Consider the following 25,417-nt stretch of genomic DNA (forward strand, 5'->3'; position numbering starts at 1 on the left):
CGGAAAAACCATGCAAACACTGACACCCGTGTCATCCAAACCCGCCGACACCTTTATTGAAGCGACGACGGCTCTCAAAAGACTCAATCAACTGGGCTCTCGACTGAGCGAAGCGCTCAAGCTGCTGCCAACACCTGATGACGCCTTGCTGGATGCACCCGCAGACGAGGCGTCCATTGCTCGCCTGCTGTCGCAGCTCGACGATTACTGGCATGCGGCCCTGGCGCCCGGCGATAGCCGTCATGACCAATTCCTGTCCGCCATGCAGCAGGCGCTGCGCGATGAGTTCTGCGTCAAGCTGCACGAGGGTGAGCTTTCGGCAGTTCATGCAGCCTGCCTGCCCGTTTCAGCCTTGTCCTCCACAGAAACCAGGGCGCCAGACGCGTTCTCGCTGCATATGCAGCTTGATGACGAGATTCAGGCTGAAGTCAACGGTGCCGTAGTGCTGTCCCAGGCGCAGGGACCGACCTTGCTGGTATTGCCGGGCCTGGGCATCAAGGCGTTCGCGTCCCAGGAGCAGATGCGCGAGGCGCTCACCCAATGGCTCAATTCGCCCGTTCTGAAAGGCGCTCTGATCCAGAGCCTCGAACAAGACCATCAGGACCGGTCGTCACTCATCGACTCGGACCCCGACCTGTACGCCGAACCGTTCCTTGCCATCGATGTGCAGCTGCATGCCATCACCACGGAGCCTTTGGCCCACGCCTTGAAACGCCTGCAGGAAAAACAGCGCGTTGATGTGCGCTACGCCTGCACCCGATCCGGTATTGATGATCGTGAAGCACGCCGCTCGCTGATTCAGCAGGCGATTGACCAGAAAGGCCTGTTCGGCCCGCAGGCCATGCTGGAGTTGCGCGAAATGGCACTGCGCGAATCGCGCTACCAGCGCAGCCTGCCGGACTGGATCAAGCTTGCAAACCCCAGGGACATGAGCGCCTATATCGAGCGCCTTGATCACTACGAGCAGGCTCGCGCAGCAACCCTCAGCGCGCTGGGCACGGCGGCGTCCGCAAAACAGTTTGCCAGGGCGCACTTGCAGGCACGCCTGGCGGACGATCTGGGCTACGCACTGGATCCGGCACTGATCTCGGTCAGTACGCAACGAACGCTTCCCGTGACAGGCGAGACCTATACCGTTACGCGCTCGTGGGTGGAACTGGCGCTTTATGGCCTGCACCCCGGCGACCGCCTCCAGACGTCGGCGTTTCTGAACCGAACCGCGCTGAGCCATGACGGCATGCCGCTGACATCCGACTTCAAGCATCTGGATGCCGCCTACATTGCACGCGTCGTTGAAGAACTGGATTTGCGGGTACGCTTCGGCACTCATCAGAAAGCGGCTTATCAGCACCCGCATAACCAGTCCCTGATGCGCACCCTGACCCGCACGCAGATCAACGCCCTCGCCTGCGCCGCCAAAATGCAGGGCCATATTCGCCCTGAAGATTTCGCCATCGTCGAGGCCATCTCGCACGCAAAACCTGACCCGGCACTGAGCACTCGCCACATCAGGCTGAACGCGAAAAACGCCATGGGCAAACTGCTGGTGTTTCGCAAGCAAAACGCACAAGGCGAGCTGGAGCGTCTTGTCATGTTCAGCCAGGACGCGCCTGATCAGCATTTTTTCCGGGCATTCGACAATGAAATCCAGTTGGCACATGAACTGGTCGGTTGGACCGCATCGGACGAACACCGGGATTACCTGCTCCAGCAGATAGACGTCTCCGCCCGACCTGAACTAGAAACGCAGCTGGCCGCCCTCAGACTCAAACCTCATCCCGACGAGGATTTCGTCCAGCTTATCGCGCTGCCGGACTACGACGCAGGCCTGGAGTTTTTCGCGAACGGCCACATTGAAGTCGCGCTGTCCGAACAGGACTTGCACACGCCTCGGTGGTACGTGAACGCCACCCTCGACAAGCGTCAGGAGCTGGTTGCGCTGGAGGATGCAGCCACCGGCGCACAGCGCAATTACGAGGCGAAACCCCATACCCGCGTTCAACCGTTCGAGCAGTATGCTCACCAGCAAGCCAGCCAGCAGATCAACACGTTGCTGGGTGTGCCAGAAGGCACGGTGGATCCCGACCTTATCGTGATCACCACTGAACGGGAAACCGTCACCTACACCCAGCTGCTACGCAATGGCTATGACGACAGCATCAATCCACTGCGTGCCACTGCCGACACGGTGGCCACCTTCAAAGGCCCCGAGGGTGTGGACCTCAGCGTCCTGTCACCGGCCAGTGTGGCTGGCTCGGTGCGCGGAAACTGGGTGGCCGACCGCTACATCGCAGAGGTCAGGCGCACCCTGCTCAACCCGCAGGACGAAGGCTATGACTACCGCCGCAAGACAGCCGCGCTGACGACCCAGTTGCAAATGAAAGCCGCCGCGCTGCGCAGCTATCTGAAAGGCCACATTGATGGCATTCAATACGCCTGGCTGAAAAGCTCGCTGGATCGCGCGCACTCAAGCGATGCGGCAACACGCGAGCAATACCCGCTCTACCCGTTGCAACTGCATGTCGACAAGCCGTTCATTGCCTCCAACCTCAAGGTCGTGGACCAACTGGTATTCCCCGATTCGCTGCTGACGCATACCGAGACCGTGCAGGGCTGCGTGGCGGTGCTCTCGACGCAGACCCGCCAGACCGCCCTGCTCTACACGCCTCAGGCGCCCGACGGGATCGAGTTCCGCCTGTTCAGCAGCTTCATGTCCTCGCTGGATACGCCGGGCATGATCGATTACTACAAGGACCGCTGCCGCTTCAACGCACGCCGGCTGCTGTCGTTCTCCCTGCGTGACATGCAACAGGGCGGCGCGAACAAGGCGCCTTTTCTGCCCAAGGCATTCATCACCGACTTTGCCGACACCTGCTTCAACCAGCCTGTCGAACGCAGATTGCTGGATATCGAACAGACCACGACAGGCCGTAGCGACATGCTGTCGAAAATGGCCTGGGTCAGCGTCGAACTCATCGCTACGGCACTTACCCTGCCGTTCCCGCCTGCCAGCTTCGCAGTCGGCAGCCTGTTGTCATTACACGACAGCGTCCGCGCCGTACAGGCGCTGGTTGATGGCGATCATGAAGCTGCAGGCGGCCATGTGATATCGGCCTTGCTCAACAGCCTGGGCGCTGCGGGCGATCTGCATTCAGGCCTCAAGGGCTTCGGCGGTATCGTGCACCGACTGGAGCGCGGCGCTCCGATGAGGTCGGTGCACTCGGTAAGTCCTGCGAACTCGATGGATTCGGTGACCTCGGCATTGCGCCCCCTGTCACGCCAGTCGTCACTGCCACGCTATGAGGATCTTTTCCCCATCGACCTGCAGGAACGAACCGTTTGGGTCGGCAAGAAAAACGCCAACGGCCACGCTCCGCTTTACCAGCAGGTCGATCCTTTGTCTTCGCAGGTCAGCGCCACCGGCCAGTTCGTCGGCCGCAGGAACGGCGAGACGTGGCTGCCGCTGAGTTCGCCCCTGGACGCAAAACCCGACCTGTCCATCGACCGTCCCCTGCACAATGTGCCGCGCATCAAGGACGGCCACGCCAAAGGCGTCTGTCTGGTGGATGGCCAATACTGTATCGGCATGTCCGGAAAGACTTACGTCGTGCAATTCGACGCCGGGCTGCGCTGCTGGCAGATCATCGACACTGCCAACCCGTTCGCATTCTTCGGCAAACAACCCGTGCGCCTGGACAGCCAGGGCCTGTGGCAAAAAATCGACCGTCAGCAGTTACGCGGCGGCGGGCTCGAGGATCAGGCCAGTTGGCGGCCACTGCCGGAAGAAGGGGTTGAGCCTGGCAAGACTGTCGCCCTTACGAGTGATTATGAAATGCCGGTCGCCATGAGGCCGGGTATTTACACCGTCATGCACCGGAACATTCCAGACCCGACCCATATGGGCCTGGAGCTGTATTTCGAAAACTACTTCGCCAACATGCGTCAGACCCTGGGGGCGCTTCAAGACAAGCTCTATCACGACGCCAAAGCCTTCTTCACAAAACCATTCCTGCCAGCGCGCCCCACGATTCCGACGCTCCCCCCTCGCGCGGACGTCGATACGCTCGTTGAAAACATCTTCAACCACAGCAATGGCCTGGTCATCAGCGAAGCTGCCCAATCGGTTGCCAGCAAGCGTCTGCTCATTCTCAACATGCCGCTGCTGGCAGAGCGAAAAGTAGAGGTCTTGTACATCCAGCATCTGTTCACCGACAAGCACCTCGAAAAGCTGGCCACCTATCGCCAGTTGGCGGCAAGAAGTCGATCCGGCTCTCATGAACTCAAACGGCACCTGAAATACCTGAACAATGGCGCGCTGAACAATCACGCTTCCGAGTACGACTACTATCACCTGATCAAGGAGGCGCACAAACACGGCATAGAGGTCCGCCCGTTCAGCGCGTGCGCCAGCTACCCCCTGACCGAGAATCCGGCTGCCGCTGCCGCACACGACCTGAGCGCTGCTCAAAAAATGAGCAACTTCTTTGGTCATACGTTGATCAGTGAAGACGTGGCCAGCCAGCCATCACGACGCTGGGTGGCATTGCTCGACCAGAAACTGGCCACCACCCATGACAGCGTTCCGGGCATCACCGAGCTGCAGGGTGCAATCAGCGTTCACGTTCAAGATGTTCCTGCAGGCCGTACGACTCGTGTACGCAAGAACAGCTTCCCGCCAGCAGTCGAATCGCCCGCCGATTTCACGGTCGAGTTTTCCAACCCGTTGCTGCCTGCGTCCGTCCCGCAATTGCCACCCGGCACCCAACTGGATGCGGTGTTGATGAACCGTATGGTGGAACGGGAAAGCATGGAGTCCGGAGAGCGCTGGGCAGGCGATTATGTTTTCCGTTGGGATGCCGAAAAAGGCTGGCTGCGCGGCGATCCCGAGAGCAGTCCCCGGTCGGTGACAGCCATCCAGCAGTCTCTGGCAGACGCCACTTACGACGCCCCTGTCGAACACAGAGACGCTTTGCACACACTGGCGAACTTCGAACACCGGGGTCTTGATGAGCGCTACTTCCTGTTCGATCCAGAACTGATGGGGCCGAGGGAGGATTTTTTCAGGCTGCGAAAACAGCTGCAACTGGACTCTGAAGCGATTCATACAACAGAACTGCCCGTCAGGCCCCTGCTGCCGTCAGTACCGTCGACGGCGTCACCGGCAGACTTCCTTGAGCGACTCTATCAGCACACCTCAGGCGTGGTGGTGGGTGAGTCGCACGCCAGCATCGCCAGCAAGAAACTGATCATCGATAACCTGCCAATGCTGGCGGAACAGAACGTCAAGACACTCTATCTGGAGCATCTGCTGAGCGACCTGCATCAAGCTGACCTGGATGACTTCCTTGATACTGGCCAGATGAGCAAGCGGCTGCTGCATGACCTGCAGGCGCTGGACATAGGCCATCAGACGGATCCGAAGGGGATCTACACGTTCGAGAAACTGGTGATCAAGGCGCAGCAGCAGGGTATCGAGATTCGTGCCATCGATTGCCTGGCCAGCTATCACCTCAAAGGCCTGGCGAACGAAACGTCTACGACCCGCCAACAGATGATGAATTTCTTTGCTTCACGCATCGTTCGCAGGCATCAGGATGTGATGGGGTTTCACAAGTGGATTGCGCTGGTCGGCAACAGCCACTCCAACACCTTCATGGACGCGGTGCCGGGTCTGGCGGAACTGGAAGGCGGCATCGGTTTGCGGGTCAAGGATGTCTTGCCCGGAGCATCACATGGCATCGTGCGCGACCCTGGCGAAGCGTTGCCCCTGGATCTCGGAAAGGCAAAGGTTCACATCCAGGGCGACTATCGGGTCGAGATCGAGATCCCAAGATCCCGCCCTGTCACGCGCCCCCGCTCCATCGAAAAGCGACTCGCCAAGCCGGGCATGTTCCTGATCGAACAGAACGATGATGGCTTGCAGATCATCGTGCATCGGTCACGAGACAGTCAGATCTATCGCACCCCTGTGAACAGGGATGCACAGGGCAAGCTGTCCGTTGATCGTCCGAGCTGGGTGCCGGTGCACCTGAAGACCTACGACGACATGAACGCCCTGACCGTCGCACTCAGGGACATGAACCTCAGTCGCGTGGAATAACGCGAATCATCCGAAGGGCGGGACGACTCAGGCCGTCTCGCCCTTCGGCAAGCGCTGCTCCAGCTTCTGGTGCAGCGCACTTTGCTCCGGCCAGTTGCGCATGAAGCGTGCGCGATCACGGGCAAAAGCTGCAGCAAACGACGCCTGAGAGCTGTGCTGCTGCATGGCATCCAGGTCGATCAGCGCCCAGCGGTCTTCCTGCCAGAACACGTTATGACCCTTGAAATCACCATGACTGATGCGCTCGCGAATCAATTGCGCGAACAGCGTATCGAGCGCCTGCAACTCGCTTTCGGGCACATCACCGGTTTCCACGTAGGGCGCAAAACGCTCAATGATGTCCGGACCCGGCAGGAACTCGGTAATCAGATAGGCTTTACTGCGCATACCCAGCACGCGCTCTTCGCGCACCGCCAGAGGTTTGGGCGTCGCGATGCCCAGAAACGCCAGCCGATTGGCTTCGCGCCATGAATGCCAGGCCCGGCTCGGGCGCCAGAAGCGCTTGAGCCAGTGGCTGAAATTCTTGATGTTGTAGCGTTTGATGACCAGTGCACGGCCGCCAACTTCGACACGCCCGACACTGGCGGCGCCGCCGGTCTTGTACAGATGCCCGTCATCGAGCAAGGCATCGGCCTGATCCAGTACCGGCAGCATTGCCGCCTCTTCTTCACGACGAATCGCCTGAAACACCGAAGCACTGTCCTTGACGCTGAACAGACTGCAATCGCGACCGGTCTTGTCGAGAAAGTCCTTCAGACGCCAGTTGCGAATCTTGTCGATCTGTTTCTGCAGCGCCTCCATCGGCAAACCATGCTCGGCGTTGCTCAACAGGTAATGCACCAGTAACTCTTCGGTGAACGGCTCGAAAGCCCGGGGCAACTGGGCAAAGAATACGCCGAGGTTTTCCAGCACTTTCTGGCGCGACAACGGCTGTCCGGCCTGCTCGGCACGAATGCCTGCGCCGTCGATCATGTACAGCTTGCCGTCATGGCGCAGCAGGTTGTCCAGATGCAGGTCTTCCTGCCACAGACCTTTGGCGTGCAGCAGGGCAATCGCCGAGAGCGCTTCGCCAAGCACGGTCTGTTGCTCATCGGTCAGCGGCGGTTGGTGCTGCACGGCATTCCAGGCGTCGCCCAGGCTTGGCGCGTTCTCAAGAAACTCGAACAACAGCCAGCCGCCCTCGCCTTCCTGCAGACCGTCGGCCAGCAGCAAAGGCGTCGTCACGCCCTGCTCGGCCAACAGCCGTACGCCGCTCAGTTCACGCTGAAAATGCCGGGCGGCCTTGCTGCCGACCAGCAGTTTGGCCAGCACTGTGCGACCACGCCAGACACCCGCACCCACGTAGCGCTGACCGGGCAATACACGCAGCAGGGTCAGCAGTTGCAGTTCGGCGCTGCCTGCGGCATCGGCCAGGGTCAGGCTCATCGGCAGCTCAGGCTTGCGCCCGGCGTTCTTGAGATCGGACAAACGCATCAACGGGTCTCTTTCTGGTCACGGTGTTGAAGGTCACGCTTGTGCTGGCCTCGATGCCCGAGGCGCGCACGCCAGGCATTGACCTGCTCGCTGTCGGGACCGGCCTGCAGGTAGGCGGCCAGCAGTTCGCGCTGATCGACTTCTGTCCACATACGCGCACGGCGCAACAGCGGTTCCAGATCCTTGACCCGGTCACGCCGGCCAAAGATCACCGGCCGGGTCTTTTCCAGATCGATCAGTTGCGCCTGACAGCCCGCCTGATCGGTCCGCAGAAAAATATGCTTGGGATAAAAGCAGCCATGGATCTGCCCCGCGCCGTGCAGCGTGCGCGCCAACAGCCCACAAGCCTTGAGAATAGCTGATCGCGCGGCGCCGCCCAGTTCCGTCCAGCCCTGTAGCAGTTCATCCAGATCGGTCCAGCCGTCCAGCGCGCGCGTCATCAGAATCGCCCGACGTTCGCCATCGACCCTGCTCTCGCCGTAAACCGCCGCCTGCAAGGCCGGGATACCCAGCTTCTGATAACGGCTGATGTTACGAAACTCGCGGGAAAACGACGGCTCGCCAAACGGATGATGCAACGTGTGGGTCAGGTAATTGCTCTGGCGCTTGAGGTAAAAACCCTGGCCGTCCAGATCCAGCCGGAACACGCTGCTCCAGCCGCCTCGTCCGGTATTGGGCTCATCGACTGCGTCCAGCTTCAGCTTCCACAGCGACTCGAAATCGGTCAGGCCGTGGCGCTCCAGCAGGGGCCGGTCGGCACTGGCAATAAACACGCTCATTCGCGCCCCTCGAAAAAGCTGACGACATGACGGATACGTTTTTTGTCGGAGGCGTTCAGACGCGCACGCTGACGGTATTGCAGGTAAAAGCGCAGCCGCTGGGTGGCGGACAGATGGTACTTGGCGACCTTGTCCAGGCACGCCAGGTCCTTGGTGATCCGGTAGCGCAGCATGAAACTCCACCAGAAGGCCCCGTTGGGGCAATCGATGAAGAACAGCCGGGCCTGATCGTCCACCAGCAGGTTGCGCCACTTCAGGTCGTTATGGGTGAAGTGATGGTCGTGCATGATCCGTGTGTAGGACGCAAGTTGACGGCTGATACCATCCACCCACTGCCTGTCGGACAACAGCGGATCCTTGCGCAGCGCCAGGGCAGACATGTCTTCGGTATTGGGCAGTTCGCGGGTGATCAACGCACCACGGTCATAGGCTGCGCCGTTGCGCTCGAGCCCCCAGGCCACCACTTCAGCCGTAGGAATGCCCCACTTGGCGAAACGCTTGAGGTTCTGCCACTCGGACTTGACCCGAGGCCGCCCCAGATAACGTCGCAGGCCTTTGCCTGCGCCCACATAGCGCTTGACGTAATAATTGACCCCGGCGCGCTGAACCCGAATCACCTCGGACAGCGGGTCACGGGTCAGGCGTTCGCCCTGCAAGGCAAACACAGCGTCCAGGTCGCCGAAGTCTTCAGCCAGAAACGCGTACGCAGGCTCCAGGTTCCAACCCGCCATCAGAGCGCATCCCCGTATCGCAATTTACGCTGATAAAGCTTGTCGGCCTTTGTCTCCAGCCAGCCGAGCAGCTTCGCTTCCCTGACCAGTATTTCCCGCAACGGCTTCTGAAAGTAGCCGTTGAGAAAGCGCAGTTTGTCGCGACGCGTCAGACCGATGTCCAGCGCCGAGAAATACAGCGCCGCCAGGTCCTTGTTGCGCCAGCGCGGGGTGATCGCCCGACGGGTCTGCGCGCGGTGCAGGTCGATGACCGACAGCCTGAAGTCGTCGGCCGTGACGGGCTTGTCGGTGTGCAACAGAAAATGGCAGATGTAACAGTCGCGGTGGTTGACCCCGGCGCGGTGCATCATCCCGACCAGTCGCGCGACCTCGGCGATGTACGCCCGCTTGAGGCGCGGCTCGGGCGGCTCGTTGCGCCAATTGATGCTGACGTCTTCAAGGCTGGTGGTGGGTGCCAGCTCTTCGGTGACGATGAACGAGTGCTGCGCGGCCGGGTTGTTGCCGCGTTCGCCATAGGCCACGGCGGTCATGGTCGGTACGCCGACTTCATGCAGCCGCTCGATGGCGTCCCACTCCTTGCCTGCGCCCAGCACCGGCAACTTGGCGGTCACCAGGTTCTTGGCGATTTCGCCCCAGCCGATACCGCGATGGATCTTCACGAAATAGCCGCGCCCGTCGACTTCGGTGCGCAGTGTCCGGCGACCTTCGAGTTCGCGATACACCTCACCGCTCAAGGCCTCAACCTCGGCGAACGCATCGCGCCCGGCCCACAGGCTTTTGAACGGTTCAGCAAGGAACAGCTTCATCAATAGTGCTCCGCCAGAATCACATCGGCAGCGTGCTGCGGCATGCTGTAAAGGTCCGCCGTGTCAGCGAACGCCAAGCCGTTACGGCCCCAGTTGCTGCGCGCCGTATCGTCCTTGAGCATGTCTGCCAGATAACGATTGAGCTGCGCCTGTTCGAACGGCTCATCCAGCACCAGACCGCAGTCGGCTTCGGCGATGTAATGGGCATAGCCACACACGGCGCTGACCAGAACGGGCAAACCCGCCACCAGCGCTTCAAGCAGCACGGTGCCGGTGTTCTCGTTGTAGGCCGGATGAATCAGAACGTCAGCGCCCATCAGGAAACGTGGAATGTCACTGCGACCTTTCATGAAGGTCACTTGATCGCCCAGTCCCAATGCAGCGCTTTGCAGTTGGAATACCTTGGGGTCGTCCTGGCCGATTACAAACAGCCGCGTGCGTTTCTTCAGGTCGGTCGGCAGTGCCGCCAGGGCTTTGAGGCTGCGATCTACGCCTTTCGTCTTGAAACCTGAGCCGATCTGCACCAATAACAGGTCATTTTCAGCAAGACCGAACTCCTGCCTGAAGCCTGAACGAATCTCCGGTGCTTCAGGGGGCGCCCGCCGATCCGGGGAAATGCCGGGCGGCAACAGATGGAAACGTGACAGCGGCGTGTCGTAATGCTTGATGAACAGCGGCTGCTGAACCTCGGAAATCATAAGGACCTGAGTCTTCGCGTCCCTGGCGAAAACAGCACGCTCATAGTCGGAAAAGTGGCGGTAGCGACCCCACTTGCGATACAGCGGACTGCGCAGGTTCTGCGCCTTGTCCTCGAAGCAGCCATCTGCCGCGTAGTAAACGTCCAGACCTGGCATCTTGTTGAAGCCGATCAGGCGGTCCACCGGGCGTTTGGCCAGATCCGCCTCCATCCACGCGCTGAGCTTTTGATTGCGGCGATGGTTGAAAAAGGCTTTGACCGGCGCAACCAGCACCTCGAAGCCGGGCGGCACGTCGCCTTCCCAGATCAGGGTGTAGACGCGAATCTGATGACCGCGCTTCTGGCACTCCAGCGCGATGCGCATGAAGTCGCGTTGCAGTCCGCCGAACGGAAAGTATTTGTACAGGACGAAAGCCAGTTGCATCAGCCAGGTTCCTTTGCCAGCAACAGCGTGCCCAGTTGGCTCGCTACTCGCTCGGGATTCAGGCGAGTGAAGCACGGTGGCCACTCGCGTTTAAGGTCAAACCGGCGCTGATCGTCAGCGGTCGGCTGGTACGTGCATTTTTTTTGCAGGCACGGCGCGCAGCTCGGGTAATCGGAGGCCAGATGCACCTGCGATTTGCCGTAGGCTCCGGTCAGCACCGGGTTGGTTGGTCCGAACAGTGAAACGGTCGGCACATCCAGCGCGGCGGCCAGATGACCGATACCGGTGTCCACCGCCACGCAGGCTTGCGCCTGAGCCAGCACCCGCGCCACGCCTGCCAGATTCAATTTGGGCAGCACCTGCGCCGCGTCCAGCCCGTCGGCGATACGCTCGGCACGGGCCTTTTCAGCCGGACTGCCCCACGGCAGGCGCACTTGCAGGCCTTGAGCGGCCATCCGCTCCGCCAGCTGTCGCCAGTACAGTTCGGGCCAATGCTTGGTGTCCCAGGTGGTGCCGTGCAGAAACAGCACGAAGGGTGCCTGCGGCGCGTCATCCTGAGCGGTCGGTTTATTCAGCCCGTAGTCACCGATGCCGACCGGCACGCTGTAGCCCAGCGCCTGCGCGAACAGCTGGCGCAAACGCTCGACCGCGTGCTGTCCGCGTGCCACCGGGTAGCGCTTGTCATAGAAACGGCTGGCGACCGGCTCGCGTGCGGAGTCCCGGTCGAGACCGGCAACCGGCGCATCGACATAGCGGGTCAGCCAGGCGCTTTTGAACAGCCCCTGAGCGTCGATCACCAGGTCATAACGCTGCTCGCGCAAACGGGCCTTGAAGCCACGCCACTCACCGTTTCTGAAGGTCTGCCACAGGTTCTTGCGCCAGCGGCGGATCGCCACCGGGATCACCGTATCGACAGCCGGATGCCAGGCCGGAATCTCGGCAAAGCCTTCTTCCACAACCCAGTCGAAGCGGATGCCCGGCAGCGCACGGGCCGCGTCGGTCAGCGCGGGCAAGGCATGGATCACATCACCCAGCGAAGACGTCTTGATCAGCAATACCCGCAACGTCAGACAACCTCTACTGGAGTGCTGTCCAGGCGGCCCAGCGCCTGGATCACTGCGCCCGGCTCAAGCAGGCGCATGCAGTTGTAATGGCCGAAACGGCAAGTGCGGTCAAAGCAGGGGCTGCACTCGATGCCCAACTGGACAACCTCGACCTCGTCGGCCAGCGGCGGAGTAAACGCTGGCGATGTCGAGCCATAAACGGCCACCAGCGGACGATTCAGCGCTGCCGCAACGTGCATCAGACCCGAATCGTTGGAGACGACCGAGTCGGCACACGACAGCAGATCGATGGCTTCGGCCAGCGAGGTCTGCCCGCTCAGGTTGACGGACTCTTCACGCAGACCGGGAATCAGGTTCTCACGGATGGTCTCGCCGACCGGATGATCCTTCTGCGAGCCAAACAGCCAGACCTGCCAGCCTTCGCGGATTCGCGCATCGGCGACCTGCGCATAGTGCTCTGCGGGCCAGCGCTTGGACTCGCCGAACTCGGCACCAGGGCACAGCGCCAGCACCGGGCGGTCCAGCGTCAGCCCGAACTTGGCCAGCGCCGCATCGCGGGTTGCCGAGTCAATCTGCAGGCTTGGCTTGGGGTAAGGCCGGGGCAATTCCGCGTTCTTGTCGTAGGCAAGCGCCATGAAGCGCTCGATCATCAGCGGATAACGTTCTTTATCCAGAGTGCGTACATCGTTGAGCAGCCCGTAGCGGAACTCGCCACGCCAGCCGGTGCGCTGCTTGATGCCTGCGAAAAAAGGCACCAGCGCGGATTTCAGCGAATTGGGCAACAGAATCGCCTGATCGTACTGACCGGCCAGGGACTTTCCGATGCGACGGCGCGTGGCCAGTTCCAGGGCACCATGGCCGAGGGGAAAGCTGAGCGCAGCGCGCACTTCGGGCATGCGCTCCAGCAGCGGACGACTCCACTCAGGTGCCAGCACATCGATCTGGCACTCGGGATGACGCTGTTTCAGGCACTGGAACAGCGTTTGCGCCATCACCATGTCACCGACCCAGCTAGGCCCAACGATCAGAATATTCATGTTTCATCCAAAAACGACCGGAAACGATCAGGGAGGCCGATCAGACTGCGTGACGTTCCCACACAACCTGTCGCCTCCCTGTCATAGCTTTATATAGTCTTGTTGTGAACGAACGGCATGTCGTCCGTTCAGCTCAACCCCATCTGCGCCCAGATCCGCATCACTTCACGCCGTTCGCAATGAAACTGATCGCCGCTGACCACACCCGCTTGCTTCTGCAACGCCTGACGGTGCGCCGCCGAACGGTACGCCTTGTAGGCTTCGCGCAACAGGCTGGCATCGGCATCGGGTAACAACCCGGCCTCTTCCAGCCCTTCGAGAATACGAATGTTATCGGTGTATTGCAGCAGCCCCGGATGCTCTCTGGACCACGCCAAGGCCGCGTATTGCACCATAAATTCGATATCGACGATACCTCCGGCATCCTGCTTGAGGTCGAACGGCATGGAGGACTCGAAGGCATTGGCTCCCCTGCCCGCCGCCGTCAGACGGCTGCCGAGGTTGTCACGCATCTTCGCGCGCATCTCGCTGACTTCGGCGCGCAGCTTGTCCAGATCGCGCTCGCGACCCAGCACGTCGGCGCGCACCTTCTCGACTTCGCGGCCCACATCGGGACTGCCGGTCAATACACGCGCGCGGACCAGCGCCTGATGCTCCCAGGTCCAGGCTTCCTTGTCCTGATAACGCGCGAAAGCGCCCAGCGAACTGACCAGCAGCCCCGAGGCACCGGACGGACGCAGCCGCATGTCGACGTCATACAACTGGCCGGAGTTGGTCTGAGTGGTCAGCAGGTGAATGATCCGTTGCCCCAGCCGGGTAAAGAACTGCGCGCTGTCGATCGGTCTGGCGCCGTCGGTTTCGGTCTGCGGGTCGCCGTCATGAATGAACACCAGATCGAGATCGGACCCATGGCCCAGCTCGATGCCACCCACCTTGCCGTACCCGACAATCACGAAACCCGGATCGCATAACGTGCCGTCAGGCCGAGACGGCGTGCCGTGTCGCGCCACACTGTGACGCCAGGCCAGCGCCAGCACCTGTTCAAGTATCGCCTCAGCCAGCCAGGTCAGGTAGTCGCTGACCTTCATCAACGGTAGGCTGCCGGTGATTTCCGACGCCGCCACCCGCAGACTGTGGGCCAGCTTGAAGTGCCGCAGCGCTTCCATCTGCTGTTCAAGGTCATCCTCGGGAATGCGGATCAACCGTTCGCGCAGCTCGGCGGCCAGTTCGGGCGCCAATGGCGGATTGAACAGACGGCCCTCATTGAGCAGCTCATCGAGCAGCAACGGGAAGCGGGCAATCTGCTCGGCGATCCACGGACTGGCGGCGCACAGGGTCAGCAGACGGCGCAGTGCATCGGGGTTCTCGGTGAGCAGCACCAGATAGGCCGACCGCCGGGCCACGGCTTCCACCAGCGGCAATACGCGCTCAAGTACGAGATCAGGTTTGTCGTGCTCCACCGCCTGTGCCAGCAGACGTGGAATAAAGGCGTCCAGACGCTCGCGACTGAGGCGCTGCATGGAGCGCAGATGCGGACTGCTGCGCAGGCTCGCCAGATGTTTGATCGCTGTCTCGGCGTTGACGAAACCGGCCTGGGAAAGCTGGCGACTGGCGGCCTCTTCGTCCTGGGATTCTTCCCACAATGGCAGCCATTCGCCGCCGACGATGACTTCGCTGTCGTCTTCCTGCTCTTCATCAGGGTCGGAATCGGGATCGGCGATGACCTGACGGAAGTGCCACGACACCCGGCCGCGCCAGTACATCAGTCGTTCGTGAAAGCTCGCCCAGTCCGAAAAGCCCATCATCAGCGCGATGCGCGCCTGATCCTGCTCGTTGTCCGGCAGCATCTGGGTCTGCCGGTCGGCAATCGCCTGAATCGCATGTTCGGTGTAGCGCAGGAATTCATAACCCTCGCGCAATTCTTCGGTCACGGCGCTGGGCAGATAGCCTTGGCCTTCGAGGGTCTTCAGGACCTTGAACAACGGGCGTTGCTGAAGGCTCAGGTCGCGACCGCCATGGATCAGTTGAAAGGCCTGGGCGATGAACTCGACTTCACGAATGCCGCCCGCGCCGAGCTTGATGTTCTCCGCCATGCCCTTGCGCTTCACTTCCTGCTGAATGAGCTGCTTCATGGTGCGCAGCGCTTCGATGGCCGAGAAATCCAGATAACGGCGATAGACGAACGGGCGCAGCATTTCCAGCAGCTCGGCGCCCGCCTTCTGATCGCCGCCCACCACACGGGCCTTGATCATCGCGTAACGCTCCCAGTCGCGGCCCTGATCCTGGTAATACTGCTCCAGCGCATTGAAACTGAGCACCAGCGCCCCGGAAGAACCATAAGGCCGCAGGCGCATGTCGACGCGAAACACAAAGCCATCGACGGTCACAGGGTCCAGCGCCTTGATCAGCCGCTGCCCCAGACGAATGAAGAACTCCTGATTGTCGAGCGGGCGTTTGACGCCGACCGTTTCGCCGCCTTCCGGGTAGCCGAAGATCAGATCGATGTCGGACGACAGGTTCAGTTCGACCGCGCCCAGCTTGCCCATGCCCAGAATCACCATCTGCTGCGGCAGCCCCGTGCGACGCCCGGTGGGCGTACCGAACTGCTGGCAGAGACGCTCGTGCAGCCAGTGACAGGCCAGGTCGATGCAGGCATCGGCCATGTCCGACAGGTCGCGGCAGGTCTCGATCAGGTCTGCCTGGCGTGTCAGGTCCCGCCAGATAATCCGCACTTGATGCCGCATGCGTTGGCGACGTAGATTACGCCCCAACTCATCGTCAGTGGTCGCGGTGCTCAATGCGTCGGCGATTTGCCCGCGCAACTCGCCTGCCGAGAAGCTACGCTCCAGTTCGCCTGAATCGGCCATGTCCAGCAGCATGCGCGGATCGCGGCAGATCTGCTCGGTGACGAAGTCGCTGGCTGCGCAGACCCGGTCGAACGCCAGGCGGCGCGACTCGGGCCAGGCCTCGAAAGAAGCCAATGCATCGGCAGATAAATCAGCGAGCGCTGTACGAAATGTCTGTTGTGCACGGGTAATCAATGGCAGCAGGATGGCCGGAAAATCGGCCAGTAAAGGTAGGCTCATGGTCTATCCTTGATCGGCGTGCAACGGGCTACCTGCCATGACTGCGAGATTGACCTGCCACTGCCGCTTGTCGAACAAAGGTTATAAATTGCTGGAAAAATCGTTTTAGAAGCATAAAATTCCGACTTTTTACCGCAACACATTCGAAACACATCAACAGTAACGTTTTATCTCACAACACAACAGGAGCGATTTGGTCGCTTCTCTGTAGTTTTACTACTGGCTACGTAACTCGGAGGGCTGAAATAGTCGTCGATTTGTAGTAAAACTACACGCCGCCGGGCCAACCTCCGGTAATCCAAGAATTTATGTCGTCTGCCCACAAGGCCAGTCGCAAACTCAGGCAACCGATTCTGGAAGCCTTTCCGCCCTGGAGCAAGCCATGCAAGACCTCGATCCCGTCGAAACCCAGGAATGGCTGGACGCCCTGGAATCGGTTCTCGACAAAGAAGGCGAAGACCGTGCTCATTACCTGATGACCCGTCTGGGCGAACTCGCCACCCGCAGTGGTTCGCAGCTGCCTTACGCCATCACCACGCCTTACCGCAACACGATTCCTGTCACCCACGAAGCACGCATGCCTGGCGACCTGTTCATGGAACGCCGCATTCGCTCGCTGGTGCGCTGGAACGCGTTGGCCATGGTTGTCAAAACCAACCTGAACGACCCGGATCTGGGCGGTCACATTTCGAGCTTCGCCTCCAGTGCCACGCTGTATGACATCGGCTTCAACTACTTCTTCCAGGCCCCGACCGACGAACACGGCGGCGACCTGATCTACTTCCAGGGTCACGCATCGCCAGGCGTCTACGCCCGTGCGTTCATGGAAGGCCGCATCACCGAAGAGCAGATGAACAATTTCCGTCAGGAAGTCGACGGCAATGGCCTTTCGTCTTACCCACACCCGTGGCTGATGAAAGATTTCTGGCAGTTCCCGACTGTATCCATGGGCCTTGGCCCGATCCAGGCGATCTACCAGGCACGCTTCATGAAGTACCTGGAACACCGCGGCTTCATCCCGGAAGGCAAGCAGAAAGTCTGGTGCTTCCTGGGCGACGGCGAGACCGACGAGCCGGAATCCCTGGGCGCCATCGCCCTGGCCGGTCGCGAGAAGCTGGACAACCTGATCTTCGTCGTGAACTGCAACCTGCAGCGTCTGGACGGTCCGGTTCGCGGCAACGCCAAGATCATCCAGGAACTGGAAGGCGTGTTCCGTGGTGCTCAGTGGAACGTCACCAAAGTCATCTGGGGCCGTTTCTGGGACCCACTGCTGGCCAAGGACGTCGACGGCATCCTGCAACGTCGTATGGACGAAGTCATCGACGGCGAATACCAGAACTACAAGGCCAAGGACGGCGCGTTCGTCCGTGAGCACTTCTTCAACTCGCCTGAACTCAAGGCGATGGTTGCCGATCTGTCCGACGACGAGATCTGGAAACTCAATCGTGGTGGTCACGACCCGTACAAGGTCTACGCGGCCTATCACGAAGCCGTCAACCACAAGGGTCAACCGACCGTGGTTCTGGCCAAGACCATCAAGGGTTATGGCACCGGCGCCGGTGAAGCGAAAAACACCGCGCACAACACCAAGAAGGTCGATGTCGACAGCCTGCGTCACTTCCGTGACCGTTTCGACATCCCGGTCAAGGACTCCGAACTCGAAGCCCTGCCGTTCTACAAGCCGGAAGAAGGCAGCGCCGAAGCCCGTTACCTGAGCGAGCGCCGTGCCGCACTGGGCGGTTTCGTGCCACAGCGTCGCGCACAGAGCTTCAACCTGCCGACGCCGCCGCTGGAAACCCTCAAGGCCATCCTTGACGGTTCGGGCGACCGCGAAATCTCCACCACCATGGCGTTCGTGCGCATCCTGACCCAACTGGTCAAGGACAAGGAAATCGGCCAGCGCATCGTGCCGATCATCCCGGACGAAGCCCGTACCTTCGGTATGGAAGGCATGTTCCGCCAGCTGGGCATCTACTCCTCCGTCGGCCAGCTCTACGAGCCAGTCGATAAAGAGCAGGTGATGTTCTACCGCGAGGACAAGAAGGGTCAGATCCTCGAGGAAGGCATCAACGAAGCGGGCGCCATGTCCTCCTTCATCGCGGCGGGTACTTCGTACAGCAGCCATAACCAGCCGATGATTCCGTTCTACATCTTCTACTCGATGTTCGGTTTCCAGCGTATCGGCGACCTGGCCTGGGCCGCTGGCGACAGCCGCACCCGTGGCTTCCTGGTCGGCGGCACCGCCGGTCGTACCACGCTGAACGGCGAAGGCCTGCAGCACGAAGACGGTCACAGCCACATCCTGGCGTCGACCATCCCGAACTGCCGCACCTTCGACCCGACCTACGGTTACGAGCTGGCTGTCATCATTCGTGAAGGCATGCGCCTGATGTTCGAAGAACAGCAGGACGTTTTCTACTACCTGACCGTGATGAACGAGTCCTACACCCAGCCAGCCATGCCGGCCGGCGTGGAAGACGGCATCATCAAGGGCATGTACCTGCTCGAAGAAGACACCAAGGAAGCGGCGCACCACGTCCAGTTGCTGGGCTCGGGCACCATCCTGCGTGAAGTTCGCGAAGCGGCGAAGATCCTGCGTGACGAGTTCAACATCGGCGCTGACGTCTGGAGCGTAACCAGCTTCAACGAACTGCGTCGCGACGGTCTGGCGGTAGAGCGCAACAACCGCCTGCATCCGGGCCAGAAGCCTGAGCTGAGCTACGTCGAGCAGTGCCTGAACGGTCGCAAGGGTCCGGTCATCGCATCGACCGACTACATGAAGCTGTTCGCTGACCAGATTCGTCAGTGGGTTCCAACCAAGGAATACAAAGTACTGGGCACCGACGGTTTCGGCCGTAGCGACAGCCGCAAGAAGCTGCGTCACTTCTTTGAAGTCGACCGTCACTTCGTTGTGCTGGCAGCCCTGGAAGCCTTGGCTGATCGCGGCGATATCGAACCTAAAGTCGTGGCTGAAGCCATTGCAAAGTTCGGCATCGATCCAGAAAAACGCAATCCACTGGACTGCTAAGAGTCTGCTTCGAGAGCGCTGATCAGGGCGTGAACAGCCGAAGATGCGGAATTTACCTCGCGTAAATGAGCATCCAAGGCTGTTTTGCTGTAACTGAACCAGCGTATTCGTGAGTGAACAGGTTCTCCCAAGGAGATACAGAGTGAGTGAGCTAATTCGCGTACCCGACATCGGCAACGGTGAAGGTGAAGTCATTGAATTGATGGTCAAGGTCGGTGATCGCATCGAAGCTGACCAGAGCGTTCTGACGCTTGAGTCCGACAAGGCAAGCATGGAAATCCCGGCGCCCAAGGCGGGCGTGATTAAGGCCATGAAGGTCAAGCTGGGCGACCGCCTGAAAGAAGGCGACGAGTTGTTCGAGCTGGAAATCGAAGGCGAAGCGGCTGCCGCGCCGGCCGACGCCGCACCTGCTGCAGCTCCGGCTGCTGCCGAGAAACCTGCTGAAGCTGCACCGGCTCCCGCCGCAGCACCAGCGCCTGCCGCTGCCGCTTCGGTACAGGACATCCACGTGCCGGACATCGGCTCGTCGGGCAAGGCCAAGATCATCGAACTGATGGTCAAGGTCGGCGACAGCATCCAGGCCGATCAATCGCTGATCACCCTGGAATCCGATAAAGCCAGCATGGAGATTCCTTCTCCAGCCGCGGGCGTTGTCGAAAGCATCGAAGTCAAACTGGACCAGGAAGTCGGCACCGGCGACCTGATCCTCAAGCTGAAAGTCGAAGGCGCAGCCCCTGCCGCCGCTCCTGCTCCGGCAGCCAGCGCACCGGCGGCCGCACCGGCCAAGACTGAAGCCGCACCGGCTCCGGCCGCAGCACCTGCTCCCAAGGCAGAAGCCGCGCCTGCACCGGCCAAAGACGGCGCCAAGGTCCATGCAGGCCCGGCGGTTCGTCAACTGGCCCGCGAATTCGGCGTCGAGCTGAACGCCGTCAGCGCCACCGGCCCACACGGCCGCGTGCTGAAGGAAGACGTTCAGGCTTACGTCAAGGCCATGATGCAAAAGGCCAAGGACGCACCAGCCGGCGGCGCAAGCGGCGGCATGGGCATCCAGCCGATCCCGGAAGTCGATTTCAGCCGTTTCGGCGAAATCGAAGAAGTGCCGATGACTCGCCTGATGCAACTGGGCGCAACCGGTCTGCACCGCAGCTGGCTGAACATCCCGCACGTCACGCAATTCGACCAGGCCGACATCACCGAACTGGAAGCTTTCCGCGTCGCGCAAAAAGGCGCTGCCGAGAAGGCGGGCGTCAAGCTGACCGTTCTGCCTCTGCTGCTCAAGTCCTGCGCCCACCTGCTCAAGGAGCTGCCGGACTTCAACGCCTCGCTGGCACCAAGCGGCAAGGCTGTGATCCGCAAGAAGTACGTGCACATCGGTTTCGCCGTGGACACCCCGGACGGCCTGCTGGTCCCGGTCATCCGCGACGTCGACCAGAAGAGCCTGCTGCAACTGGCTGCCGAAGCCGCTGCACTGGCCGAGAAAGCACGCACCAAGAAGCTGACCGCCAACGACATGCAGGGCGCCTGCTTCACCATCTCCAGCCTCGGTCACATTGGCGGCACTGGCTTCACGCCAATCGTCAACGCGCCGGAAGTGGCGATCCTGGGTGTTTCCAAGGCTACTATCCAGCCTGTCTGGGACGGCAAAGCCTTCCAGCCAAAGCTGATGCTGCCTCTGTCGCTGTCCTACGATCACCGCGTGATCAACGGCGCGGCCGCTGCCCGCTTCACCAAGCGCTTGAGCGAATTGCTGGCGGACATCCGCACAATCCTGCTGTAAGCCCGAGCAGGCCCGCCTGACAGCGGGCCCTGCCGCACGTGTTTACGAGCTGCCACGCTCGAACCTCAACCCCGCCTTCAAGCGGGGCTTTTTTTGCCTGCAGATTGGTTGTCACCGGTGACATGCGACGGTTGTTGTGCACAATCGCGCCCATGCTCTGCGCGCATCGTTATACACAAGTCTGTAGGACGCGCGAAACGGGGCGAAAAAGGAAAGTGTCTGGCTGAATGCATACCTTGTGGGAGGCGGCTTGCCGGCGATGGCGTCAGTTCAGTCACTGATAGGTCGCTTCAGAAAAGCATCGCCGGCAAGCCGCCTCCCACAGTCCGTAGTTGCAGCAAGACTTGGGTATAACTCGGAGGCGTGCTTGAGATCACGCTGATCGTTCCTACGCTCCGCGTGGGAATGCCGCTCAGGACGCTCCGCGTCCGNACTTGAATGTGGCGCAGATGCGTGGCCAAGCTCCAGCGTTACCCACGTCATGCGCTCGGCTAACTGAGTCCGCAATCTGTGCCATTTGTGACGCGGAGCGTCACGGGAGGCATGCCCACGCGGAGCGATGGGCNGGGTGAAGCAGACTTGTGTATAACGATGAGCGCTATGTAGGCATGCCCCAACAGAAACACTCTTTTTCCGCTCAAAACTGAATCGTTTCGCCTATCCGACCATTTGCGCTGAAGAACTGGCGCTTGCGGCCGACACTTTTATAGCACTAAGCCACCGTGGTCTCTTGTAAGCATTGCCCGCATGATGCAACCTTGCCATACGCGGAAACAGGCCTTTGGCCCAACGCAATCAGTATTCCGGAAGCGAATTTGTTGATGAAGAGCCAGACCGATGCTGCCGGTAGATCCGCAGCCGAGGTAGTGACGCAATTGCCTGTGCCTTCGCGCCTGGGCATGCTGCGTTTCGAGCGGCTTAACGAAGCCAATTGGGCGCTGTTGTACCTCGATGCTAACTGTGAAAAACAGTTCGGCCTGCCTGCCGTGGATCTCTGCGCCCTGATCGGCTCCCCCTACGCCAGCCTGATGGAGCCCGAAGCGCGCTATCAGTTGCATGACGAGGTGCAATTGCAGCTGGCGACATCCAACAATTACAGCATTCGCTACACACTGCACACGCCCAGAGGCCCGCTTGGCCTTCTGGAAATCGGTGAGGCCTACAAGCAGCACAATCGCCATCTGTTGCGCGGTTATTTCCTCATCGTCGAAGACGCCCTTGCGGAAGGCGAAGTGGCGGTCGACAGTGACCTGGAAACCCGCAACTCACGCCTGCAGATCGCTCTGGAACTGAACCAGCGCGCGCAGCGTGATCAGTACGCTCACCTGGAGCGCGTCCGCGCCCAGCAAGACCTGATCCTGCGCCTGACGCGGCATCGCTACACCACCACCAATACCCTGCTGGAAGCTGCAGAGCTGATCACCAAAAGCGCCTGCGTCATCTACGATGTGGACCGCGCCAGCATCTGGAACCTCAATGACAAGTGCATGGAGCCGATCGCCGATTACCACCGGCTGACCGGCGACTACCGGTCTCGTGCAGTCATTGATGTCAGCCCGTACCCCAGCTACCTGCAGGCACTGCACACCAGCCGGGCGATTGATGCGTTCAACATTCAGTCCGATCCGCGCACGCGTGAGCTGGCCGAGAGCCTCCGTCCTCAGCAAACCAACGCCACCCTGGACGCCAGTATCCGCATCGACGGCCAGGTGGTGGGCGTGCTGTGCCTTGAGCAGACCGGCTCGACGCGTGAATGGCAGTCCGATGAGATCGCCTTTGCCGGTGAGCTGGCCGACCAGTTCGCGCAGGTCATCAACAACCTCAACCGCCGCGCCGCGACCAATGCATTGCACTTGTTCCAGCGCGCGGTCGAGCAGAGTGCCAATGCCTTTCTGTTGGTCAACTGCGACGGCGTGGTCGAGTACGTCAACCCAAGCTTCACGGCCATCACCCAATACAGCTCCGAAGAGGTCGCAGGCCGCAAGCTTTCTGAATTGCCTGCGCTGGAAAACCTCAACGAATTGCTGCTGGAAGCCAATTCCAGCCTGACCACCAGCAACAGCTGGCAGGGCGAGTTCAAGAGCCGACGCAAGAATCTGGAACCCTACTGGAGCCAGCTGTCGATCTCCAAGGTCTACGGCGACAACCGCGAGCTGACGCATTACATCGGCATTTACGAAGACATCACCCAGAGCAAGCTGGCCCAGCAGCGCATCGAGCGCCTGGCCTACACCGACAACCTGACCAACCTGGGCAACCGGCCTGCGTTCATCCGCAATCTGGACGAACGCTTCGACCGTGACACCGATACGCCCATGAGCCTGCTGCTGGTCGATATCGACAACTTCAAGCGCATCAACGACAGCCTCGGCCACCAGACCGGCGACAAGCTGCTCATCAGCCTTGCACGCCGCCTGCGTAACACCTTGAGTCCGACGGACGTCCTGGCGCGTTTTGCCAGTAACGAGTTTGCCGTGCTGCTCGATAACACCGATCAGGAAGCGGGTCAGAACATCGCCAGCGAGGTACTGGCGACGCTGGACAAGCCGATGTTCGTCGACAATCAGCTGATCAGCGTCACCGGCTCCGTGGGCCTGGCCTGCGCGCCACTGCATGGTCGTGATCCGCAAACCCTGATGAAGAACGCGGGCCTGGCGCTGCACAAAGCCAAGGCCAACGGCAAACATCAGGTACAGGTGTTCACTGAAGCACTCAACGCCGAGGCCAGCTATAAGCTGTTCGTCGAGAACAACCTGCGCCGTGCCCTGACGCAGAACGAGCTGGAAGTGTTCTATCAGCCCAAGCTGTGCCTGTTGTCCGGCAGGCTGATCGGTATGGAAGCGCTGCTGCGCTGGAACCATCCTGAAAAAGGCATGATTCGTCCCGACCAGTTCATCAGCGTGGCGGAAGAAACCGGTCTGATCATTCCGATCGGCAAGTGGGTCGCGCGCCAGTCCTGCCGCATGAGCAAGGACCTGACCGCAGCGGGCTTCGGCAATCTGCAAGTGGCCATCAACGTTTCGCCCAAACAGTTCTCCGACCCGGAGCTGGTGTCCTCGATTGCCTCGATCCTCAAGGAGGAAGAGCTGGACGCCTCGCTGCTGGAACTGGAGCTGACCGAAGGCCTGTTGCTGGAAGCCACCGAAGACACGCGCCAGCAGCTGGACTCGCTTAAGAAGCTGGGCCTGTCGCTGGCCATGGATGACTTCGGCACCGGCTATTCGTCGTTCAGTTATCTGAAGAAATTCCCCATCGACGTGATCAAGATCGATCGCAGCTTCATCCGCGATATTCCGGATGACGAAGACGACATGGAAATCACGTCGGCGGTCATCGCCATGGCGCACAACCTCAAGCTCAAGGTGGTCGCCGAAGGCATTGAAACCGCCGCCCAGCTGGCCTTCCTGCGCCGTCATCGCTGCGACGTCGGACAGGGTTATCTGTTCGACAGACCGATCCCGGGCGAAGCGCTGATCGAGAAGCTGCAGCGTTACCCGCGCCGACCGTCGGCCTGATCCCTCTTCCTGCACCCAGCCCAGTCGGGCACACTGTCGTTCTGTTTTTACACGGCAGCACTTGTTTCTACGTGTAACGGGACCTATGTAATTGCATTCATCTGTCCTGGCCCCTGCTGCCTGTCTCTAAACGAGAGGATATGGTTCATGACTCTGCGCTCGGAAATTCTAGTGAACAAGAACGTACTGCCTACCAAAGAACAAGCACTGCCGGGCCGCGAAACACCCATGGCGCTGCCTGAAACCCATTACGTCAACGGCAACCCGCTGCTCGGGCCGTTCTCCAACAACGTGGAATTCGCCATCTTCGGCATGGGTTGCTTCTGGGGCGCAGAACGTCGCCTATGGCAACAGGAAGGTGTCGTGAGCACCGTGGTTGGCTACGCGGGCGGACACACGCCGAACCCGACTTACGAAGAAGTCTGCTCCGGCCTCACCGGCCACACCGAAGTGGTGCTGGTGGTCTACGAACCTGAAAAGATCAGCTATGAGTCGCTGCTTAAAGTGTTCTGGGAAGCGCACAACCCGACCCAGGGCATGCGTCAGGGCAACGACATCGGCACGCAATACCGCTCGGTGATCTACTGCACCACACCTGAACAGCTCGATACAGCCAAGACCAGTGCCGAAATTTTCCAGGCAGAACTGAGCAAGGCCGGTCTGGGCGGGATCACCACAGAAATCGAAGAAGCACCGACCGTGTTCTTCGCCGAGGCTTATCACCAGCAGTACCTGGCCAAGAATCCGCAGGGCTATTGCGGCCTGGGCGGTACCGGGGTTTGTCTGCCGGCCTGATGGCTGACTGATCGTGCCCACTCCGCGCTCATCGCCGCCTCGACACTGATCGTGCCCATCGCTCCGCGTGGGCATGCCTCCCGTGACGCTCCGCGTCACAAATGG

General features: G+C 60.6%; 13 protein-coding genes. 5 read left to right on the forward strand and 8 right to left on the reverse strand.

The features are described 5' to 3' along the window. The first annotated feature begins 10 nt into the window (after positions 1 to 10). Entirely contained in the window at positions 11 to 6,100 is a 6,090-nt protein-coding gene (locus AO065_RS14700) for a membrane-targeted effector domain-containing toxin (protein ID WP_004883426.1), read from the forward strand. 27 nt (positions 6,101 to 6,127) lie between these two features. Here the strand turns inward: AO065_RS14700 and AO065_RS14705 are convergent, their stop codons facing one another. From AO065_RS14705 to glnE, 8 genes are all read right to left on the reverse strand, one after another. Further along, positions 6,128 to 7,573 (reverse strand): lipopolysaccharide kinase InaA family protein, encoded by a 1,446-nt coding sequence (locus AO065_RS14705; RefSeq protein ID WP_004883425.1) that lies wholly within the window; start codon positions 7,571 to 7,573, stop codon positions 6,128 to 6,130. Then, positions 7,573 to 8,352 (reverse strand): lipopolysaccharide kinase InaA family protein, encoded by a 780-nt coding sequence (locus AO065_RS14710; protein WP_004883422.1) that lies wholly within the window; start codon positions 8,350 to 8,352, stop codon positions 7,573 to 7,575. The genes AO065_RS14705 and AO065_RS14710 overlap by 1 nt, the downstream gene beginning before the upstream one ends. Then, positions 8,349 to 9,083, reverse strand: coding sequence for a lipopolysaccharide kinase InaA family protein (locus AO065_RS14715; RefSeq protein ID WP_004883421.1), 735 nt, complete (start codon positions 9,081 to 9,083; stop codon positions 8,349 to 8,351). The genes AO065_RS14710 and AO065_RS14715 overlap by 4 nt, the downstream gene beginning before the upstream one ends. Continuing rightward, the gene (gene rfaP / locus AO065_RS14720; protein ID WP_004883418.1) at positions 9,083 to 9,889 is read right to left on the reverse strand and encodes a lipopolysaccharide core heptose(I) kinase RfaP; all 807 of its coding nucleotides are present in this window, start codon (positions 9,887 to 9,889) and stop codon (positions 9,083 to 9,085) included. The genes AO065_RS14715 and rfaP overlap by 1 nt, the downstream gene beginning before the upstream one ends. Beyond that, positions 9,889 to 11,010, reverse strand: a complete 1,122-nt coding sequence (locus AO065_RS14725; RefSeq protein WP_004883414.1) for a glycosyltransferase family 4 protein — start codon at positions 11,008 to 11,010, stop codon at positions 9,889 to 9,891. Before AO065_RS14725 ends, rfaP begins: the two co-directional genes overlap by 1 nt. Beyond that, positions 11,010 to 12,074 carry a lipopolysaccharide heptosyltransferase I gene (gene waaC, locus AO065_RS14730; protein ID WP_004883412.1) on the reverse strand — a complete coding sequence of 355 codons (1,065 nt, stop codon included), beginning with the start codon at positions 12,072 to 12,074 and terminating at the stop codon, positions 11,010 to 11,012. Before waaC ends, AO065_RS14725 begins: the two co-directional genes overlap by 1 nt. Positions 12,075 to 12,076: 2 nt before the next feature. Continuing rightward, the gene (gene waaF / locus AO065_RS14735) at positions 12,077 to 13,111 is read right to left on the reverse strand and encodes a lipopolysaccharide heptosyltransferase II (protein ID WP_004883410.1); all 1,035 of its coding nucleotides are present in this window, start codon (positions 13,109 to 13,111) and stop codon (positions 12,077 to 12,079) included. Between the two features lie 128 nt (positions 13,112 to 13,239). Beyond that, positions 13,240 to 16,197: a bifunctional [glutamate--ammonia ligase]-adenylyl-L-tyrosine phosphorylase/[glutamate--ammonia-ligase] adenylyltransferase gene (glnE, locus tag AO065_RS14740; protein ID WP_004883407.1), complete on the reverse strand. Its 2,958-nt coding sequence runs from the start codon at positions 16,195 to 16,197 to the stop codon at positions 13,240 to 13,242. A 382-nt stretch (positions 16,198 to 16,579) separates the two neighbouring features. Here glnE and aceE point away from each other — a divergent pair, with 382 nt between their 5' ends. From aceE to msrA, 4 genes are all read left to right on the forward strand, one after another. Continuing rightward, a complete protein-coding gene (gene aceE / locus AO065_RS14745; protein WP_054540906.1) occupies positions 16,580 to 19,225 on the forward strand; it encodes a pyruvate dehydrogenase (acetyl-transferring), homodimeric type in 2,646 nt (881 codons plus the stop codon). A 142-nt stretch (positions 19,226 to 19,367) separates the two neighbouring features. Beyond that, the gene (aceF, locus tag AO065_RS14750) at positions 19,368 to 21,002 is read left to right on the forward strand and encodes a dihydrolipoyllysine-residue acetyltransferase (RefSeq protein WP_004883391.1); all 1,635 of its coding nucleotides are present in this window, start codon (positions 19,368 to 19,370) and stop codon (positions 21,000 to 21,002) included. A gap of 821 nt (positions 21,003 to 21,823) precedes the next feature. Further along, positions 21,824 to 24,517, forward strand: a complete 2,694-nt coding sequence (locus AO065_RS14755) for a putative bifunctional diguanylate cyclase/phosphodiesterase (RefSeq protein WP_004888419.1) — start codon at positions 21,824 to 21,826, stop codon at positions 24,515 to 24,517. Positions 24,518 to 24,664: 147 nt separating this feature from the next. Next, positions 24,665 to 25,312, forward strand: coding sequence for a peptide-methionine (S)-S-oxide reductase MsrA (gene msrA, locus AO065_RS14760; RefSeq protein WP_004888416.1), 648 nt, complete (start codon positions 24,665 to 24,667; stop codon positions 25,310 to 25,312). The last annotated feature ends 105 nt before the right edge of the window (positions 25,313 to 25,417 follow it).

Origin of the sequence: Pseudomonas viridiflava (genome assembly GCF_001642795.1) — a bacterium.
In the GTDB taxonomy this organism is placed as follows: Bacteria; Pseudomonadota; Gammaproteobacteria; order Pseudomonadales; family Pseudomonadaceae; genus Aquipseudomonas; species Aquipseudomonas viridiflava.